The organism is Streptacidiphilus sp. P02-A3a (assembly GCF_014084105.1).
In the GTDB taxonomy this organism is placed as follows: Bacteria; Actinomycetota; Actinomycetes; order Streptomycetales; family Streptomycetaceae; genus Streptacidiphilus.
Map to the genome: position 1 here is coordinate 2,437,044 of NZ_CP048289.1, position 17,849 is coordinate 2,454,892.

The 17,849-nt window shown below is 73.7% G+C and carries 20 protein-coding genes; 10 read left to right on the forward strand and 10 right to left on the reverse strand.

Annotation, left to right across the window (positions count from 1 at the left end; translation table 11 throughout):
- Positions 1-37: 37 nt before the first annotated feature.
- Entirely contained in the window at positions 38-1,063 is a 1,026-nt protein-coding gene (locus GXP74_RS10905; protein WP_182451290.1) for a DUF2637 domain-containing protein, read from the reverse strand.
- Between the two features lie 162 nt (positions 1,064-1,225).
- On the opposite strand from GXP74_RS10905, the gene GXP74_RS10910 reads away from it, so the two are divergent.
- From GXP74_RS10910 to GXP74_RS10925, 4 genes are read left to right on the forward strand one after another with little or no spacing between them, the layout of a single operon-like run.
- Positions 1,226-1,750 (forward strand): PadR family transcriptional regulator, encoded by a 525-nt coding sequence (locus GXP74_RS10910; protein ID WP_182451291.1) that lies wholly within the window; start codon positions 1,226-1,228, stop codon positions 1,748-1,750.
- Between the two features lie 44 nt (positions 1,751-1,794).
- Positions 1,795-2,478 (forward strand): ABC transporter ATP-binding protein, encoded by a 684-nt coding sequence (locus GXP74_RS10915; RefSeq protein WP_182456362.1) that lies wholly within the window; start codon positions 1,795-1,797, stop codon positions 2,476-2,478.
- A gap of 17 nt (positions 2,479-2,495) precedes the next feature.
- Complete coding sequence (locus GXP74_RS10920; RefSeq protein ID WP_225447851.1) at positions 2,496-4,823, forward strand: FtsX-like permease family protein; 2,328 nt, start codon at positions 2,496-2,498, stop codon at positions 4,821-4,823.
- A gap of 50 nt (positions 4,824-4,873) precedes the next feature.
- The gene (locus GXP74_RS10925; RefSeq protein WP_182451293.1) at positions 4,874-6,400 is read left to right on the forward strand and encodes a glycosyltransferase family 39 protein; all 1,527 of its coding nucleotides are present in this window, start codon (positions 4,874-4,876) and stop codon (positions 6,398-6,400) included.
- Here GXP74_RS10925 and GXP74_RS10930 read toward each other — a convergent pair.
- The 3 genes from GXP74_RS10930 to moaA all read right to left on the reverse strand — a co-directional run bounded on the left by GXP74_RS10930 (position 6,325) and on the right by moaA (position 9,160).
- Positions 6,325-7,029 (reverse strand): hypothetical protein, encoded by a 705-nt coding sequence (locus tag GXP74_RS10930; protein WP_182456363.1) that lies wholly within the window; start codon positions 7,027-7,029, stop codon positions 6,325-6,327. The two genes, GXP74_RS10925 and GXP74_RS10930, sit on opposite strands and share 76 nt — an antisense overlap.
- 185 nt (positions 7,030-7,214) lie before the next feature.
- Positions 7,215-8,024: a hypothetical protein gene (locus tag GXP74_RS10935; protein WP_182451294.1), complete on the reverse strand. Its 810-nt coding sequence runs from the start codon at positions 8,022-8,024 to the stop codon at positions 7,215-7,217.
- 140 nt (positions 8,025-8,164) lie between these two features.
- Complete coding sequence (gene moaA, locus GXP74_RS10940; protein ID WP_182451295.1) at positions 8,165-9,160, reverse strand: GTP 3',8-cyclase MoaA; 996 nt, start codon at positions 9,158-9,160, stop codon at positions 8,165-8,167.
- A gap of 159 nt (positions 9,161-9,319) precedes the next feature.
- Here moaA and GXP74_RS10945 point away from each other — a divergent pair, with 159 nt between their 5' ends.
- On the forward strand, positions 9,320-9,940 hold the full coding sequence (locus GXP74_RS10945) for an NTP transferase domain-containing protein (RefSeq protein ID WP_182451296.1): 621 nt from the start codon (positions 9,320-9,322) through the stop codon (positions 9,938-9,940).
- Positions 9,941-10,003: 63 nt separating this feature from the next.
- On the opposite strand, the gene GXP74_RS10950 is transcribed toward GXP74_RS10945, so the two are convergent.
- Complete coding sequence (locus GXP74_RS10950; RefSeq protein ID WP_182451297.1) at positions 10,004-10,852, reverse strand: IclR family transcriptional regulator; 849 nt, start codon at positions 10,850-10,852, stop codon at positions 10,004-10,006.
- A 126-nt stretch (positions 10,853-10,978) separates the two neighbouring features.
- Here GXP74_RS10950 and aceB point away from each other — a divergent pair, with 126 nt between their 5' ends.
- Positions 10,979-12,619 carry a malate synthase A gene (aceB, locus tag GXP74_RS10955; RefSeq protein ID WP_182451298.1) on the forward strand — a complete coding sequence of 547 codons (1,641 nt, stop codon included), beginning with the start codon at positions 10,979-10,981 and terminating at the stop codon, positions 12,617-12,619.
- Between the two features lie 109 nt (positions 12,620-12,728).
- Here the strand turns inward: aceB and GXP74_RS10960 are convergent, their stop codons facing one another.
- Positions 12,729-13,682 carry a zinc-binding dehydrogenase gene (locus tag GXP74_RS10960; RefSeq protein WP_182451299.1) on the reverse strand — a complete coding sequence of 318 codons (954 nt, stop codon included), beginning with the start codon at positions 13,680-13,682 and terminating at the stop codon, positions 12,729-12,731.
- 126 nt (positions 13,683-13,808) lie between these two features.
- Here GXP74_RS10960 and GXP74_RS10965 point away from each other — a divergent pair, with 126 nt between their 5' ends.
- The 4 genes from GXP74_RS10965 to GXP74_RS10980 all read left to right on the forward strand — a co-directional run bounded on the left by GXP74_RS10965 (position 13,809) and on the right by GXP74_RS10980 (position 15,714).
- Positions 13,809-14,018, forward strand: coding sequence for a helix-turn-helix domain-containing protein (locus tag GXP74_RS10965; protein ID WP_182451300.1), 210 nt, complete (start codon positions 13,809-13,811; stop codon positions 14,016-14,018).
- The gene (locus GXP74_RS10970; RefSeq protein WP_182451301.1) at positions 14,015-14,623 is read left to right on the forward strand and encodes a Clp protease N-terminal domain-containing protein; all 609 of its coding nucleotides are present in this window, start codon (positions 14,015-14,017) and stop codon (positions 14,621-14,623) included. The genes GXP74_RS10965 and GXP74_RS10970 overlap by 4 nt, the downstream gene beginning before the upstream one ends.
- A gap of 237 nt (positions 14,624-14,860) precedes the next feature.
- Positions 14,861-15,265, forward strand: a complete 405-nt coding sequence (locus GXP74_RS10975) for a beta/gamma crystallin domain-containing protein (protein ID WP_182451302.1) — start codon at positions 14,861-14,863, stop codon at positions 15,263-15,265.
- 41 nt (positions 15,266-15,306) lie between these two features.
- Positions 15,307-15,714 carry a beta/gamma crystallin domain-containing protein gene (locus GXP74_RS10980; protein WP_182451303.1) on the forward strand — a complete coding sequence of 136 codons (408 nt, stop codon included), beginning with the start codon at positions 15,307-15,309 and terminating at the stop codon, positions 15,712-15,714.
- Positions 15,715-15,830: 116 nt separating this feature from the next.
- Here GXP74_RS10980 and GXP74_RS10985 read toward each other — a convergent pair whose 3' ends face one another.
- The 4 genes from GXP74_RS10985 to GXP74_RS11000 all read right to left on the reverse strand — a co-directional run bounded on the left by GXP74_RS10985 (position 15,831) and on the right by GXP74_RS11000 (position 17,765).
- On the reverse strand, positions 15,831-16,631 hold the full coding sequence (locus GXP74_RS10985) for an aminoglycoside phosphotransferase (protein WP_182451304.1): 801 nt from the start codon (positions 16,629-16,631) through the stop codon (positions 15,831-15,833).
- Between the two features lie 413 nt (positions 16,632-17,044).
- On the reverse strand, positions 17,045-17,218 hold the full coding sequence (locus GXP74_RS10990) for a DUF397 domain-containing protein (RefSeq protein ID WP_182456364.1): 174 nt from the start codon (positions 17,216-17,218) through the stop codon (positions 17,045-17,047).
- 95 nt (positions 17,219-17,313) lie between these two features.
- Entirely contained in the window at positions 17,314-17,556 is a 243-nt protein-coding gene (locus tag GXP74_RS10995) for a DUF397 domain-containing protein (protein WP_182451305.1), read from the reverse strand.
- 35 nt (positions 17,557-17,591) lie between these two features.
- A complete protein-coding gene (locus GXP74_RS11000) occupies positions 17,592-17,765 on the reverse strand; it encodes a DUF397 domain-containing protein (protein ID WP_182456365.1) in 174 nt (57 codons plus the stop codon).
- Positions 17,766-17,849: the final 84 nt, after the last annotated feature.

The following is a 17,849-nucleotide window of genomic DNA, read 5'->3' on the forward strand; positions in this document are numbered from 1 at the left end:
GGGCGGGGCCCATGGGGCACCACGGACTGACGCGGCGTCAGCCGTAGAGCCGCTCCAAGTCCTTGAGCTTCTGTTCGAGCGAGTCGAGCCGGGGCAGCGTGAGCGTGTCGTCCTCGGCCGTCAGGTCGAAGGTCCGGGCTATGACGGGCTCCGCGGCGACCGGCGCCGGGACGGGGTCGCGCTCGGCGGCCGTCGGCGCCGGTACCGGCGCGGGTGTGCCGGTGGACGGGTGCGGTACGGCCGGCAGTTCCATCTGCCGCCCGTCGTCGCCGCCGCGCGACCAGGCGCGGCCCGAGCCGAGCGCCCGCAGCTGGGCCCGCTCGTGGCGGGAGGCCCGGCGCTGCGTCTCCCGGTCCAGCAGCCGCTGCCGCTTCTCCTCGCGCACCTCCTCGACCGCGTCGTCCAGCGTCCGGACGTTCTCCAGCAGCATCAGCGACCAGGCGGCGAAGGTCTCCCGGGGCGCGCGCAGCCAGCGGACGATGCGGATCTGCGGCAGCGGGCGGGGCACCAGGCCCTGCTCGCGCAGCGCGGCCCGACGGGTCTGCTTCAGCGCCCGGTCGAACAGCACCGCGGCCGACAGCGACATGCCCGCGAAGAACTGCGGGGCGCCGTTGTGGTCGATGCCGCGCGGCGCGTGCACCCAGTTGAACCAGGCGGACGCGGCGGCGAACAGCCACACCAGCAGCCGCGAACCGAGCGCCGCGTCGCCGTGGCTGGCCTCGCGGACCGCCAGCACCGAGCAGAACATGGCCGCGCCGTCCAGGCCGAACGGCACCAGGTACTGCCAGCCGCCGGTCAGGTTCAGGTTCTCGACGCCGAAGCCGACCAGCCCGTGGAAGGACAGCGCGGCGGCGACCGACGCACAGGCGAACAGCAGGACGTAGGACGCGCTGCCGTACAGCGCCTCCTTCTTGCGGCGGCGCTCCTCGCCGCGCTCCCAGGAGTCGGCGTTGTCCCGCACCGCCGAGCCGCGTGACCGCAGCAGGGTCGCCACGCCGGCGACGGCGAGCACCGCCGCGACGGCGGTGATCCCCCAGCCCAGCGTTATGTCGGAAAGTCTCATGAAACCGCCCCGCCTGTGTACCGCCGGTGAGTGCTCCCCTCGGCAGACGCCGAGGCGGAAACCATACTGGCCCAACTCCAGGCTACAGGTGGGGCTTTTGAGGTCGCATCCACTAGGACGGGTGTATGCGCTGAGCGTATACGCGTTGTGTATAGTCGCCCCATGTCACTCGGTCACACCATCCTTGGCCTGCTGGAACGTCAGCCGAGCCACGGCTACGACATCAAACGCGCCTATGATCAACGATTTGGTCACGATCGTGCGCTGCACTACGGACAGGTGTACGCCACGCTCTCCCGGTTGCTGAAAAACGGCCTGATCGAGGTCGAATCGGTCGAACCGGGCGAAGGGCCCGAACGCAAGCGGTACACGATCACCGAAGCCGGGGTCACCGACGTCCAACAGTGGTTCAGCAGGCCCGAACCCGCCGAGCCCTACCTGCAGAGCACCCTCTACACCAAGGTCGTGCTGGCGCTGCTGACCGGCCGCCCGGCGGCCGACATCCTGGACACCCAGCGCGGCGAGCACCTGCGCCTGATGCGGGAACTGACCCGGCGCAAGCTCGACGGCGACCTGGCCGACCAGCTGGTCTGCGACCACGCCCTGTTCCACCTCGAAGCCGACCTGCGCTGGCTCGAACTCACCGCCGCCCGACTGGACGAACTCGCCACGGAGGTCCGCCGATGACCGGCCGGGCGGGTCCGCCGATGACCGGCAGGGCGGACCCGCCGATGACCGGTCAGGTACTGCTGCGGGCCGAGGACCTGCACAAGGCCTACGGCCCCACCCCGGCGCTGGCCGGGGCCTCGGTCCAGGTGGCGGCCGGTGAACTCCTGGCGGTGATGGGCCCGTCGGGCTCGGGCAAGTCCACCCTGCTGCACTGCCTGGCCGGGATCGTCCGCCCCGATCAGGGCGGCATCGACTACCGCGGCGAGGAGTTGACCCGCTGCGGCGACACCCGGTTGAGCGCGCTGCGGCGCAGCGACTTCGGCTTCCTGTTCCAGTTCGCCCAACTCGTTCCGGAACTCAGCTGCCTGGAGAACGTGGCGCTGCCGCTGCGGCTGAACGGGCAGCGGCGGCGGGCGGCGGAGGCGGTCGCCGCCGAGTGGCTGGACCGGTTGGAGGTCGCCGACCTCGCCCGGCAGCGGCCCGGGGAGATCTCCGGCGGCCAGGCGCAGCGGGTCGGCGTGGCCCGCGCCCTGGTCACCGGGCCGAAGGTGGTCTTCGCGGACGAACCCACCGGCGCGCTGGACTCGTTGAACAGCGAGCGGGTGATGGCGCTGTTCGCCCGGACCGCCCGGGAGACCTCCGCCGCTGTCGTCCTGGTCACCCATGACGCCCGGGTCGCTGCCTACGCCGACCGCGAGATCATCGTCCGCGACGGCCGGACCCGCGACCTGGCGGCGGCGGTATGAGCGCCAGGGGAAGCAAAGTGACGGTCAGTCAATTCAGCCACTACCTGCTCGGGATGCGGCTCGCGTGCACCGGCGGGCGCGGCGCCAGGATCCGGCTGCTGCTGTCCGCGCTCGCGGTGGGCCTCGGGGTGGCGCTGCTGCTCGCGGTGGCCGCGATCCCGGGCATGGCGCAGCACCGCAACGAACGCCTGTACAGCCAGTACGACACCTTCTACGGCTCCGACACCGCCCCGGCGACCAGCCGCAGTGTGCTGATCGGCGACGCCGACACGGTGTTCCAGGGGCAGAGCATCCGCGGCCGGGTGGTGCACCCGGACGGCCCGGACGCGCCGCTGCCGCCGGGCGTGGCCGCGTATCCGGCGCCCGGGCGGATGGTGGTCTCCCCGGCGCTCAAGGCACTGCTGAGCGCCCCCGGGAGCGCGCTGCTGCGCGCGCGGCTGCCGTACCCGGTCACCGGCGGCATCGGGCAGGCCGGGCTGCTCGGCCCCGGCCAGCTGTCCTTCGTCCTCGGCAGTGACCACCTGTCGCTCGGGACCGGCGCGGTGCGGATCGACCAGTACGGCCACTACTACCCGGGCAAGCCGATGAGCCCGGTGCTGCTGCTGCTCTGCCTGGTCGGCTTCGTGGTGATGCTGGCGCCGGTCGGGGTGTTCCTCGGCGCGGCGGCGCGCTTCGGCGGGGAGCAGCGGGACCGGCGGCTCGCGGCGCTGCGGCTGTGCGGCGCGGACCGGCGGATGACCGCGCGGGTGGCCGCCGGGGAGTCGCTGGCCGGGGCGCTGCTCGGGCTGGCCGCCGGGGTGCTGCTGTTCCTGCTGGGACGCCAGTGGGCGCAGTCCCTCAGCGTCCAGGGGGTCAGCTTCTTCGCCCGGGACATCAGCCCGCAGCCGCTGCCGGCCGCGCTGGTGGTGGTCTCGGTGCCGGTGCTGGCGGTGGCCGCGACGCTGCTGGCGATGCGCGCGGTCAGCGTCGACCCGCTGGGCGTGGTCCGGCGCGGCGGCGAGCGCGGGCGGCGGCTGTGGTGGCGGCTGCTGCTGCCGTGGAGCGGACTGGCGGTGCTGCTCTGGGCGGTCCGCGACCCGTCGACCTTGCAGCAGAACCAGGGGGTGGCGCTGGCCTCCGGGGGCCTGGTGCTGCTGCTGGCCGGGGTGGCCGCGCTGCTGCCGTGGCTGCTGGCGGCGGTCACCCGGCGGATCGGCGGCGGCGCGCTGTCCTGGCAGCTGGCGGTGCGCCGGTTGCAGCACCACAGCGGGTCGGCGGCGAACGCGGTCGGCGGGATCGTGGTCGCCGTCGCCGGGGCGATCGCGCTCCAGGCGCTGTTCGCCGGGGTCGCCACCGAGTACGCCCCGCCGCCGCTGCCCCCCGCCCAGACCACCGGCTACCAGGCGCAGGTCACCTTCCCGCAGGCCGCCGCTACCGTCGCGGAGCAGACCGCGCGCTTCCGCGACAGCCCGGACGTGAAGGCGGCCCTCGGCTTCACCCGGGTGCAACTGGTCGGCGGCGGCGACGCGATGGCCCAGCTGGTGGTCGCCGACTGCGAGACGCTGCGGGCCTTCGCCGCGCTGCCGCACTGCGCCGACGGGGACTTCTTCGTCGCCCACGCCGGGCGGTCCGACCCGACCGGGTCGTTCCGCACCGGCAGCCGGGTCGGCTTCGGCCTCTCCGCGGGCGGCGACCCCGGACCGGCCTGGCGGCTCCCGGCACCGACCGCCGCGGTCACCGCCGGGCCCGACCCGCTGCGCTCCGACTACGCCGACGGCGGCGCCGTCGGCGAGTTCCTGGCCACCCCGGGCGCCGTGCCGACCGCGCTGCTGGGCGCCCAGGGGTCCACCGTCTACATCGACTACGACCAGGGCCGACCGGACGCGCTGGACCAGCTGCGCACCGACGCCGCGCTGGTCTCGCCGCTGGCGGTGGTCTCCTTCCCGGGCCAGGAGCAGCAGGTGAACCACAACTTCAGCATCGTCTCCCGGGCGCTGGCCATCGGCGCGGCGGTCACCCTGCTGCTGATCGCGGCCAGTCTGCTGGTCGGCATGCTGGAGCAGCTGCGGGAACGCCGCCGGGTACTGGCGGTGCTGTACGCCTTCGGCGCGGCCCGGCGGGTGCTGGCCCTGTCGGTGCTGTGGCAGAGCCTGCTGCCGATGGCGCTGGGGCTGCTGCTGGCGGTCTCCGGCGGACTGGCACTGGGCGGGGTGCTGCTGCACCTGGCGGCGCTGCCGGTCTCCTTCGACTGGGGCGGGGTCGGCCTGATGGCCGGTCTCGGGGCGCTGTCGGTGCTGCTGGTGACCGCGCTCAGCCTGCCGCCGCTGCTGCGGCTGATGCGCCCCGGCGCGCTGCGGCACGAATGACCCGGGATACGGTCGAGGGAAGGCGGCAGAGCGCGGGGGAGCAGCGGAGCATGATCGACGTCCAGGGGCAGCAGGCCAGGTCCGCGCCGGTCGGCGCGCCCGCCCGGGGCCGGTGGGCGGCGGTGGCGCTGCCCCCGGCGGCGCTGGCGCTCGGGCTCGGGCTGTGGGGGATCCGCCGGGACGACAGCCTGTGGGGCGACGAGGCGGTCACCTACCAGGTCGCCCACCGCTCGCCGGGACAGCTGTGGCAGCTGGTCCAGCACGTGGACGCGGTGCACGGGCTGTACTACCTGCTGATGCACGCGGTCTTCGGGCTGCTCCCGTCGGGGCTGGTGGCGCTGCGGCTGCCGTCGGTGCTCGGGGTGGCGCTGGCGGCGGCCGGGGTGGCGCTGCTCGGGCGGCGGCTGGCCGGGCCGCGCGCCGGGCTGCTGGCGGGCCTGGCCTTCCCGGTGTTCCCGGCGGTGCAGCAGTACGCGCAGGAGGGCCGTTCGTACGGGCTGGTCTGCGCGGGCGTGGTGGCGTCCGGACTGCTGCTGCTGCGGGCGCTGGACCGGCCCGGGACCGGCCGCTGGGCGGGGTACGCGGCGGTGTCGCTGCTGACCTGCTGGCTGCACGAGTTCGCGGTGCTGGCGGTGCTGGCGCAGGGGGTGACCGTGCTGGCGGCCCGCCCGCCGCGGCGGGTGGCGGCCTGCTGGGCGGTCGCCCTCGGCGCGGTGCTGGCCGGTCTGGCGCCGCTGCTGTGGCTGAGCTCCGGCCAGTCCAAGCAGGTCGCCTGGATCACCTTCCCGGGGACCGGCACGGTGCTGTTCGCGGCCGGGACGGCGCTGGTCGGCGGGCTCTGCGCGGTTGCCTGCCGCCGCGCGCCGGGCACCCCGCCGGGCCCCGGCGGGGTCTCGCTGCCCGGGTTCGCGCTGCCGCTGCTGGTGCTGCCGCAGGCGGCGCTGCTGCTGGTCTCCCTGGTCGACCCGGTCTACCTGGACCGCTACGTGGTGTTCGAGTACGCCGGTCTGGCGCTGCTGGTCGGCGCGGCGCCGGCCCGGCTCGGCGGCCGGATCGGCGGCTGGCCGGTGCTGCTGGCGGTCCCGGCGGCGCTGCTGCTCCTGCTGCCGACGGAGCTGCACCTGCGCACCCCGCAGGCCCGTCCGGACGACCTGGCGGCGGCGGCCCGGGCGGTACGGCAGCTGGGCGCCCCGGGCGACGGCGTGCTGTTCCTGCCCTCGGCCCGGCGGGAGTCCGCGCTGGTGTACCCGGCGGACTACGCGGGACTGTGGGACCTGGCGCTGTCCGCTCCGGTGGCCTCCTCCGGCACGCTGGGCGGGGTCGAGCTGCCTCCGGCGACGATCACCGCCCGGATGGACCGGCTGACCCGGATCGTCACCGTGCGCACCGCCGGGAGCGGGGTGCCTGAGGGCACCCGGCAGGACGCGGCGATGCTGCGGGTGCTCGCCGCCGACTTCCGGGTCTGTGCCCGGGTTCCGGTCCGGGGCCTGGTGGTGACCTCCTACGCGCGTCCCGGCGACTGCCCGGCGGACTCCACCGGGACCCCGCCGAACGCCCGCAGCAGCCGCGACGCCTGAGCCCGCAGCAGCGCCGCCTCGGCGCCGGGGGAGACGTCCGCCAGCGAGGCCAGTGCCGGGGCCAGGCCGACCGCGAAGCCGGTCAGCTCGCGCAGCCGCAGCGACTCGGCGAAGCCGTGCTTGGCCCCGGCCAGGTTGCCGTCCTGCCGGGCGATGGAGGCGAGGTGCCGCCAGGTGTCGGAGAGCAGCAGGTCGTCCCGCTGCTGCTCGGCCCCGGCGTGGGCGCGGCGGTAGGCGGACCGGGCCGCGGCCGGGTCCTTGAGCAGGTTCTCGGCGACCAGGCCGCGCCGGAAGTCCAGCAGCGGGCGACCGGACGCGTTCGGGGGCAGCAGCGCCGAGGCCCGGCCGAGGGCGGCCTGGGCCTCGTCCAGCCGGTCGTGGACGCCGAGCAGGGTGGCGGCGTAGGCGAGGTAGCCGCGGGCGCAGGCCGCCGCCGAGCGCTCCTCGCCGGTCCGGGCCCCGGCCTCGGCCAGCCGCAGCGCGCTCTCGGCGGCGCTCCAGCCGTGCCCGGTGAACCGGGCCTGTTCGATCAGGAGTTCGGCGCGGGCCAGCGCCGCACCGGGGGAGTGCGCGGCCTCCGGTTCCAGCAGCGCCGCCGCCGCCGCCCAGCAGCCGCGCGAGCGGAGCAGCCAGACGGTGTCCGCGTCGGGTTCCGGATGCTCAGGTTCCTGGTAGGGGTCCTCGTGCGAGTCCTCGATCCGCGCCCTCCGCTGGTCCGACAAGGACTGCTCCCCTCCGTGCTGCTGGCCGGTGGTGACGGAATTCCAACACGCGCCCGGGGAACCGCGCCAGATCGCGGACCAGACCCGTTGGGTCAATTCCCCCCGCTGGCGCGGAGGAAGTCGCGGGCGGCGGAGTTCACCGGCTGCGGGATCCCGGCCAGGTCGAGCTCGAACAGGGCGACCAGCAACTGGTCGGCGCGGTTGCGGGACTCCTGGTTGTATCCGGCGAGGGTGAACATCACCGGCTGTAGCTCGTCCGCGTGCAGGGTGTTCAGCCACAGGCACTCGACCGCGCGCAGGTCGGCCGGCTCGGTCCAGGTGTCGACCTGCGCCACGATCCTCGGGCCGAGCAGGCAGACGCCCTCGCGGTCCTGCGAGTCGGAGACCTCCAGCGAGTCGTGCCCCAGCCACTCCAGGAAGCGGCTGGCGGCCAGCACCGCGTCGTCCGCGGTCCGCACCGGCCGCGGCACGAACGGCGGGCGGCCGACCGGCTGCTGCGGCTTGGCCACCGGCGGCTGTACCGGCTGCACCGGGCGCACCGGGTACGCGGCCTGGACCGGCCGGGCGGGCGCCGGGCGGGTCGGCGGGACCGCTACCGCGCGGCGGGCGGTGTCCACCGGCATCCGCACGGTCGCGCCGCAGCCGCAGGTGAACTCCGGCTGCGGCCACTCCTCGGAGCGCCCGCAGGCGGGGCAGCGCATGTTCAGCCAGGAGTCCGACCAGGACCGGTAGCGCACCTGGACCGGGGTGCCGCCGCGCAGCAGCGGCACCTTCAGCTTGGCGCCGCAGGGGCACGGCAGCTCCGGTGGCTCGTAGCTGTGCTCCCGGCGGCAGGAGGGGCAGCGCACGGGCCTTGCCGCAGGGGACTGGTCGGGGTTCTCGGGCTGCGGCGTGGCGGGCATCGTGGACCGTCCGTTCGACAGGGGAAACGTGCACCCCCATCGTCGCCGATTCCCGCCGGTTCGGGGAGGGGCTTTCCCGGACCGACTCACGCGCTCCGCGCGGCGCCCGTCCGTGCCGCGCCCCGCTCCGGGTGGCGGCGTCAGCCGCCGATCGCGGACATCGGCCGGTCCGGACGCCGGAACCCGGCGCCGCCGATGTCGTGCCCCGGGCCCTTGCCCGCCACGCTCGCCCGCCAGGCGGCCTCGACCGCCGGGTCGTCCGCGCCGGCCCGCAGCAGCGCCCGCAGGTCCGACTCCTCGGTCGCGAACAGGCAGTTGCGCAACTGCCCGTCGGCGGTCAGCCGGACCCGGTCGCAGCCGCCGCAGAACGGACGGGTGACGCTGGCGATCACGCCGATCACCGCCCCGGTGCCGACCACCCGCCACTCCTCGGCCGGGGCGCTGCCCCGGCGCGGGACCGGCTCCAGCGCGAAGCGCTCGCGCAGCCGCTCCAGGATCTCCTCGGCGGGCACCATCCGCTCCCGCTCCCAGGCCCCTTGGGCGTCCAGCGGCATCGACTCGATGAACCGCATCCGGTAGCCGTGGGCCACCGCGAAGGCGGCCAGCTCCGGGATCTCGTCCTCGTTCACCCCGCGCACCGGGACCGCGTTGACCTTCACCGGGGCGAGCCCGGCGGCCTGCGCGGCGGCGAGTCCGAGCAGCACGTCCGGCAGCCGGTCGCGGCGGGTGAGCTCCTGGTAGCGGTCGCGGCGCAGGGTGTCCAGGCTGACGTTGACCCGGTGCAGTCCGGCCCCGGCCAGCGCCGGGGCAACGCGGGCCAGGCCGACGCCGTTGGTGGTCAGCGACAGCTCCGGCGCGGACGGCAGCGCGGCCATCCGGGCCAGCAGACCGGGCAGCCCGCGCCGCAGCAGCGGCTCACCGCCGGTCAGCCGGACCGAGCGGATGCCCAGCCGCTCGGTGCCGATCCGGACCAGCCGCAGCACTTCGTCGTCGGTCAGCAGCTGCGGCTTGGGCAGCCAGGCCAGGCCCTGCTCCGGCATGCAGTACGTGCAGCGCAGATTGCACCGGTCCGTGAGGGAAACCCGCAGGTCGGTGTGGATGCGGCCGAAGCGGTCCTGGAGCGGGGAGGGGTGCATGCCGCCCAGTAGAACCGTCGCCGCGGGTCGGGGTCCAGCGGGCGAACCCCCGGTGAACCCCGGTCGACCGGACGGCCCGACTGTGCGTTCCTCCAAGCGGCGGCCATGCTGTGGCTTCCTCCAGGTCCCTCCGGCGGCGCGCCCGGCCACACTGGACGGATGCAGCCACCGGAAACCGCGCCCGTCGCCCTGCTCCTCGCCGCGGGCGAGGGCCGCCGCCTGGGCCTCGGCCCCAAGGCGCTGCTGCCGTACCGGGGTCGGCCGCTGGTGGAGCACGCGGTGTCGGTGCTGCGCACCGGCGGCTGCGCCCGGGTGCTGGTGGTCCTGGGTGCGGCGGCGGACGAGGTCGCCGCCCGGGCCGACCTGGACGGCTGCCTGCTGGTACGCAATCCGGACTGGCGGTCGGGGATGGGCTCCTCGCTGCGCGCGGGCCTGGCCGCGCTGCCCCCGGCCGCCTCGGCGGCGCTGGTGGCGCTGGTGGACACCCCGGGGGTCACCGCCGGTGCGGTCGCCCGGCTGCTGGACGCGCACCGGCGCGGATCGGCGCTGGCGGCGGCGGCCTACCGGGGGCGGCGGGCGCACCCGGTGCTGATCGGCGCCGGGCACTGGGCGGAGGCCGCGGCGGGCGCGGTCGGCGACAGCGGCGCCCGGGCGCTGCTGCGCGCGCACGCCGCCGAACTGGACCTGGTCGAGTGCGGCGACGTCGGCGTCCCGGACGACATCGACACCGCCGAGGCCTGGGCCGACTGGCAGACCCGCGGCCGTCCGCGCGCCGATTGACGTCCCGTCAGTTCCTTGGGCTCTGGAGGCCGGGCCTTGGGCGGTACGACAGTTGACTGATCGTCAGCCGCTGCTGGCCAGCGCCTGGCCGAGCCGGGTGGCGATCTCCTGCATCTCCGGGATCAGCCCGCCGCGGGTGGTCCGCGCCTCCAGTGCCCGCACCCGGGCCTCGGGACCGGAGACCGACAGGGCGGTCGGTGTGGGCGCGCCGGGGACCACCACCGCGATGCAGCGGACGCCGATCTCCTGCTCCTGGTCGTCGACCGCGTACCCGGCCTCCTTGACCCCGTCGAACTGCGCCAGCAGGTGCGAGGGCGCGGTCAGCGTGTGCACGGTGTGCGCGGCCAGCGGGCCCGGGCCGAGTACCGCCGCTGCCTCCTGGCGCGGGAGTTGCGCGAGCAGTACCTTGCCGACAGCGGTGCAGTGCGGCTGCACCCGCCGCCCGACCTCGGTGAACATCCGCATGGAGTGCCGCGATGGGACCTGTCCGACGTACACCACCTCGCCTGCCTCCAGCACCGCGAGGTTCGCGGTCTCGCCGGTGGCCTCCATCAGCTCGGCCAGATACGGGCGGGCCCAACTGCCCAGCAGTCGCCCGGCGGTCTCGCCGAGCCGGATCAGCCGGGGCCCCAGCGTGTAGCGGCGGGCGGTGTCCTGCCGGACGTACCCCTGCTGGACCAGGGTGCGGATCAGCCGGTGGATGGTCGGCATCGGCAGTCCGGAGGCCGTGGCCAGGTCGCTCAGCGTGCTCACGCCACCGGAGTCGGCCAGCGCCTCCAGCAGGTGGAAGGCGCGCTCGACGGACTGCACGCCGCCGGAGCGGTCGGCCGCCGTGGCGTCCAGCGAGGCGGGGGGTGCGACCACGGGATTTGCCTTCCTCTGCGGAGGTGTACGGTGTGCCGCGAACAACATCAACAAAGTGTTGAATTTCTGCATCGCGGAAACTAGCCTCCACCTTACAGAAGCACGGCGGTTGCGACGACTGTTTCGATCATCCGCCGCTCTACCGTCGTCCACCGCTTGAAGGAGCTTAGGACCATGGCCGGACCACAGGACTCAGCCCTGTCCACCGTCACCGTCACCGGAATCCCGGTCGACCGGGGCGAGGAGGTCCTGACCCGCGAGGCGCTGGACTTCCTCGCCGGTCTGCACCGCCGCTTCGAACCCCGCCGCCGTGAACTGCTCGCCCTGCGCCACCAGCGCCGCCGGCGTATCGCCGAGACCGGCACCCTGGACTTCAACCCGGACACCGCCGCCGTCCGCGCCGGTGACTGGACCGTCGCCCCCGCCCCGCGCGCGCTCCAGGACCGCCGGGTGGAGATCACCGGCCCGACCGACCGCAAGATGGTCGTCAACGCCCTCAACTCCGGCGCCAAGGTGTGGCTCGCCGACTTCGAGGACGCCACCTCCCCCACCTGGCGCAACCTGGCCGAGGGACAGGTCAACCTGATCGACGCCTTCGAGCGGCGGATCGACTTCAGCACCCCCGAGGGCAAGTCCTACGCGCTGCGCCCCGACGCCGAACTGGCCACCGTCGTGGTCCGCCCGCGCGGCTGGCACCTGGACGAGGCGCACCTGCTGGTCGACGGCGAGCCGCTGGCCGGGGCCTTCTTCGACTTCGGCCTGTACTTCTTCCACAACGCCGCCCGGCTGCTGGCCCGCGGCGCCGAGGACCCCAACTCGGGCCCGTACTTCTACCTCCCGAAGACCGAGAGCCACCTGGAGGCCCGGCTCTGGAACGAGGTCTTCACCCACGCCCAGCAGGCCCTCGGCATCCCGCACGGCACCATCCGCGCCACGGTGCTGATCGAGACGGTCACCGCCGCCTTCGAGATGGACGAGATCCTCTACGAACTGCGCGACCACGCCGCCGGGTTGAACGCCGGGCGCTGGGACTACCTGTTCTCGGTCATCAAGAACTTCCGTGACGCCGGCCCGCGTTACGTGCTGCCGGACCGCAACTCCGTGGGCATGACCTCGCCGTTCATGCGCGCGTACGCCGAACTGCTGGTCGCCACCTGCCATCGGCGCGGAGCCCACGCCATCGGCGGCATGGCCGCGTTCATCCCCTCCCGCCGCGACCCGGCGGTCAACGCCGCCGCGCTGGAGAAGGTCACCGCCGACAAGGAGCGCGAGGCGGGCAGCGGCTTCGACGGCTCCTGGGTGGCCCACCCGGACCTGGTCCCGGTCTGCGGGGCCTCCTTCGACGCGGTGCTCGGCGACCGTCCGCACCAGAAGGACCGCCCGGTCGACCCGGCCGCCGCCGCGACCACCGCCGCCGACCTGCTGGACGTCGCGGGCGCGGGCGGCAGCTGCACCGCAGCCGGGCTGCACAACGCGGTCCAGGTCGGCGTCCGCTACATCGAGGCCTGGCTGCGCGGCCTGGGCGCGGTCGGCATCTTCAACATGATGGAGGACGCGGCCACCGCCGAGATCTCCCGCTCGCAGATCTGGCAGTGGATCCACAACGACGTCGTGCTGGACGACGGCGCCAAGGTCACCCCGGACCTGGTCCGCCGACTGGTCGCCACCGAACTCGCCGAGCTGCGCGCCGAACTGGGCGAGGCGGCGTACGCGGCCGGACGCTGGGAGGCGGCCGCGGAACTCTTCGAACAGGTCGCCCTGGCCGAGGAGTTCATCGACTTCCTGACCCTGCCCGGTTACCCGTTGCTGGACTGACCGACTGTCCAGCAACGCGTGACCGCACTGAGCCGGTGGCGGTGACCGGGGTTACCTGGGGAGGTCCACCCCGGTCACCACCGCCTACCGGACCTCACCCGCGCGACCGTCAGCGGCGCGGGTCGAGCACCAGCTTGCCGGTGGTCCGCCGGGCCCGCAGGTCCTGGTGCGCCCGCGCCGCCTCCGACATCGGGTAGGCCTCGCCGGTCAGCGTCCGCAGCTCGCCGCGCGCCACCAGTTCCAGCAGCTCGGCCATCGGCTTCGCGTGCAGCTCGGGGCGGCCCACCACGTGCATCAGCCAGAAGCCGACCACCGCCCGCGAGTGCGCCATCAGGCTCGCCGCCGCGACCGGCTCGGGGGCGGTCCGCGAGGCCATGCCGTACGCCACCAGCCGCCCGAACGGGGCCAGCGCGGCCAGCGAGGCGTCGAACACCGGACCGCCGGTCATCTCCAGCACCACGTCGACCCGGTGCCCGCCGTTGGCCTCCAGCAGCCGCTCCTTCAGGCCCTCGCCGTCCGCCGCCACGGCCGCGTCCGCACCCAGTTCCAGGGCCAGTCGGCGCTTCTCCTCGGTCGAGGCGGTGGCGATCACCCGCCCGGCGCCGAACCGCTTCGCCAGCTGCACCGCCAGCGAGCCGGTACCCCCGGCCGCCGCGTGCACCACCACGGTCTCGCCGGGCGCCAGCCGGGCCGAGGTCCGCAGCAGGTTCCAGGCGGTCAGCCCCTGCACGACCAGCGCCAGCGCCGCGCCGTCGGAGACCTCGTCCGGCAGCTCGTGCGCCATGTTCGCCCAGGCCACCGCGCGTTCCGCGTAGCCGCCGGAGGCGGTCAGCGCCACCACCCGCCGCCCGTCGGCGGTCCGCCCGGCCACCTCGCCGCCGGGTACCAGCGGCAGCGTGGAGCGGGACAGGTAGGAGTCCTCCACCGAGTGGGTGTCCGCGTAGTTGACGCCGACCGCGTCCACCTCGATCAGCAGCTGGCCCGGCTTGGCCACCGGATCGGGCAGCTCCACCAGCCGCAGTACCTCGGGCCCGCCGAACTCGGTGATCTGTACCGCCCGCATTGCCGCTCCTCGCCTCGCCGTCGATGCTCGTGCCGCCCAACATACCGGCTGGTATGCCGGTCCGGACGGGGCCGCCTCCCGTCAACGGCGGTTGACGACCGGCGTTCGTCAACGTAGGTTGACGTTATGACCGAAGCGACCACACTCGCCGCGGCCGCCGGCGGACGCGACCCCCGGACCGGCCTGCGCGCGGTGGCGGCCCTGCGCCGCCTGCTCGAACAACTGGAAGCGCTCCAGGTCCGCAGCGCCCGCGCGCAGGGCTGGTCCTGGCAGGAGATCGGCGCCGAACTGGGCGTCAGCCGACAGGCCGTACACAAGAAGCACGGGGGGCGATGACCATGATGGAACGATTCACCGACGCGGCCCGGAGGGCCACCAGGTCCGCCCACGGCATCGCCCGGACGGAGGGCGCCCCCGCCGTCGGCGAGGAGCACATCCTGGCCGCGATACTGGCCCAGCGCGACTGCACCGGCGTCGCCCTGCTGACCGGCTGCGGCCTCGGCCGGGACCAGCACCGCGCGGTACTGGACGAGTGCCGGGAGTTCCGCCGCCGCGGCGGCATCGGCCGGGCCGAGGCGGAGGCGCTGCGCGGCCTGGGCATCGAGGTGGACGAGATCGTCGACCGGGTCGAGCAGATCTGGGGCGAGGGCGCGCTCCAGGAGCCGGTCGCCGCCCCGCCCGCCATCCGCAGCCGCTGGAAGCGCGGCGGCTCCGCCACCCCCACCGCGCCGCGCCTGCCCTGGCGTCCGGAGTCCAAGCGCGTCCTGGAGACCGCCCTGCGGCAGGCGCTGGACCTCGGCTGCAAGCGGGTCGGCACCGAGCACCTGCTGCTCGGCCTGCTGATCCGGGACGGCGTCGTCCGCGAGGTCCTCACCGCCCGCGACATCAACCCCCTCCAGGTCCGCGCCCTGCTCCCACCCGGAGCCGAGCCCACGGCCTGAGGAACCCCCCCTCGCGGTCGCGGGGCCGAGCGCCCGAGGTGACAGAGCCTCGGGCATTAGCCCATGCGGCGCGGTCGAATGGACACGGGATACTCCGTAGACGCACAGTGTGATCGTCGGTAGGGCGCTACGCGGACCCCTCGGCAGACCGATCCTCGCGCGACCGGTGGCCGGTGCTTGTCCGGCCGCGTACGTCCGAGGACGGCATCGCGTCGTGCCGGACCAGAGGGAGACCCCGTGGCACACCTGAAGAACAAGATCGCGTCCGCTCTCGTCGCCGGCTTGGCGACCGTCGGGCTGACCGTCATCCCCGCCGGATCCGCGTCGGCGGCGACCGCCAAACCGGCCATCAGTACCGTCCCCTGCAACAGCAGTGACTACCTACAGGTCTGGTTCCACCAGGAGTACGAGAACCCGCGCGCCGAGGAGATCTGCTTCGCCAACGCCGGAACCTACACGTTCCAGTATCCGCAGTGCAGCGGCGGCCCCTGTTGGCTCGACGCGTTCTCCACGGGCAACAACGTCGTGCAGTACGAGTCGGACAACAACTGGCAGCCCAGCACCCCGGTCGGGAAGTACACCTACTTCGGCTTCCCGAACCACCCGGGCGGCGTGGATCTCGACGCCATGAAGATCTTCTGAGGCAACGGCATCGCGTTCGTACCGGACTTGAGGGAGACCCTGTGTCGCATCTGAAGAACAAGATCATGGCCGCTCTCGTCGCCGTCCTGGCGACCGTCGGCCTGGCCGTCACGCCCGCCGGACTCGCGTCGGCGGCGACCGCCAAACCGGCCATCGACGCCGTCCTCTGCAACAGCAGTGACTACCTGCAGGTCTGGTTCCACCAGGAAAACCAAAGCCCGCGCGCCGAGGAGATCTGCTTCGCCAACGCCGGAACCTACTCGTTCCCGGCGGCGGGGCAGTGCACCGGCGGCCCCTGCTGGCTCGACGCGTTCTCCACGGGCAACAACGTCGTGCAGTACGAGTCGGACAACAACTGGCAGCCCAGCACCCCGGTCGGCAAGTACACCTACTTCACCTTCCCGAACCACCCGGGCGGCGTGGAACTCGACGCCATGAAGATCTTCTGACCCGCCCCGCCCTGACCGCCCGGAGGCCGACCCCGACGGGGACGGCCTCCTCGGGCATTCCCGTGGCTCTGCGCGGTCGATGTCCAGGAGCAGACTGGGCAGAGGCGACGGGGCCGTCAGGCCCAGAAGTCGGCCCATCGGCGGGCGGCGTCGACGATCGCTTCGATTCCCGCCACGCCGTACGCCTTCCAGTCCTCCCACGACCGTGCCTCTGCCTCGGCGAGCACGCGGACCCCCTCACGGGGCGCGTCGGCGAAAGCGGGAATGGTCGAGGCCCACCGTGCCGCGCGCTGCGGGGTCTGCCTGCCGTCCAGGACGAGCCGGAATCCCCACAGGGCCGCGTCGATCCATCCCGGCCCCCGTGCCGCCCATGCCCAGTCGACCAGCCACGCCCGGTCGCTGATGAGGAAGTTCGTCGCCGCTGGGTCGGTGTGCAGGAGGCACTCGCCGGTCAGCAGCGGCTCGGCCCCGGGGTCGCAGTAGGGCCCCCACCTCTCCCAGGCCGTCATCAGCCCGACGTCCGGTGCCGGGTGAGTACTCAACCTGCGCAGTACCGCCGCCACCGGCTCCAGGTGGCCGCCGTCGGCTGTGAAGTCCGCCCACGGGGTGGCGGTGACGCCCTCGAAGCCCAGGAGCCGCCAGCCGCCCGCCTCCAGGTGCCACAGCAGTTTGGGGGCATAGTCGGGCAGACAGGGGTTGACCCTAACCTCTCTGTCCAGTTCCCCGGCCCGCTCGTGTTCGACAGGCAGGCCCTTGACGAAGACCTTCGCGCCGTCCGGGAGGAAGAGCAGAGTGGCGATTCCGGAGCTTTCGCCCGTGGCCATCTCCGTTTTCTCGTACGTTGCTCCGATCCGGTCCTGTACCGCCATGCGGGCCTGGTCGGGGAGCTGGTTCCAGTCGATGTGTTCGACGTGCACGGTTCAGGTCTTCGGTTGCGGAGGATTCGGGGGGAAGGGCGGGTTCTTGTCCGGTGCAGGCCCGCTGGGGGGACGCCCCGGTGGCGGCTTGGAGGGCGGACGCGGGGGCGGCTTCTTCGCTTCGGTTGTCGTCATAGCGCGAGGGTAGGTCGGCGGCGAGCTGTGCCGCTACCGGGTCACCCCGATCAGCTCGGCCGGACCCAAGGTTGCGCTTACCGCACCGCAGTTCGCCGTGTTGGTGGTTCTGAGGCACGTCACCTGGGCGAGTGAACGACGTGCTGACGTTTGGGCGTGAGGTCGGCCACTTCACTCACACTGCCGTCCATGGTGAACCTGTCGGGGGAGCAGAAGCGCACGACGACGACCAAGCGCGCTCATGTTCCGTCATCTCTCGTCAGTGCACGGGCTGTTGCTCAGAGGATGCCCTGAACGAGGGCGCTGCGGAACGCGGCCCGTTCGGTTGCGGTGTAGCGCAGGTCGCCCCGGTCGGGGTTCTTCGAGTCGCGGACGGCGACGCCACCGCCGGGCAGATCGGTGATCTCCACGCAGTCCTGCTGCTCCTGGCTTGTCCTTGCGGTCGGGGGCAGTGCTCATGAGCCGTGTCCTTCCCCCCGGTTGACGGTGGTCGCTTTGGTGTGGTCCCCGACGGACGGGCCGGGGACCACGTGTGGTGCTGCTGGTGCTAGGCGGTCGGGGTGGTGCCGAATTCGCCGTCGCGGACGGCGGTGACGAAGGAGGTCCAGGCGGCCGGGGTCAGGACCAGCGCGGGGCCGCCCTTGTCCTTGGAGTCGCGGACCGCGACGGCTCCGGGCCGGGTCGTCCGCCGGGCGAGTTCCACGCAGCTGTTGCCGGTGTCCCCGCTGTAGGAGGACTTGTACCAGTCGCTCTCGGGTGCCAGTTCGGGTGCCGTGATGTGAGTGCTCATGTTCCGTCACCTCTCGTCGGCGGCTTGGATGTTGCTCAAAGCATTCCCTGAACGACGGCGCTCCGGAAGGCGGCCCACTCGGCGGCGGTGTACCGCAGGTCGCCCCGGTCGGGGTTCTTCGAGTCGCGGACGGCGACGCCACCGCCGGGCAGATCGGTGAGTTCCACGCAGTCCTGGTGTTCCTGGCTTGTCCTTGCGGTCGGGGGCAGTGCTCATGAGCCGTGTCCTTCCCCCCGGTTGACGGTGGTCGCTTTGGTGTGGTCCCCGACGGACGGGCCGGGGACCACGTGTGG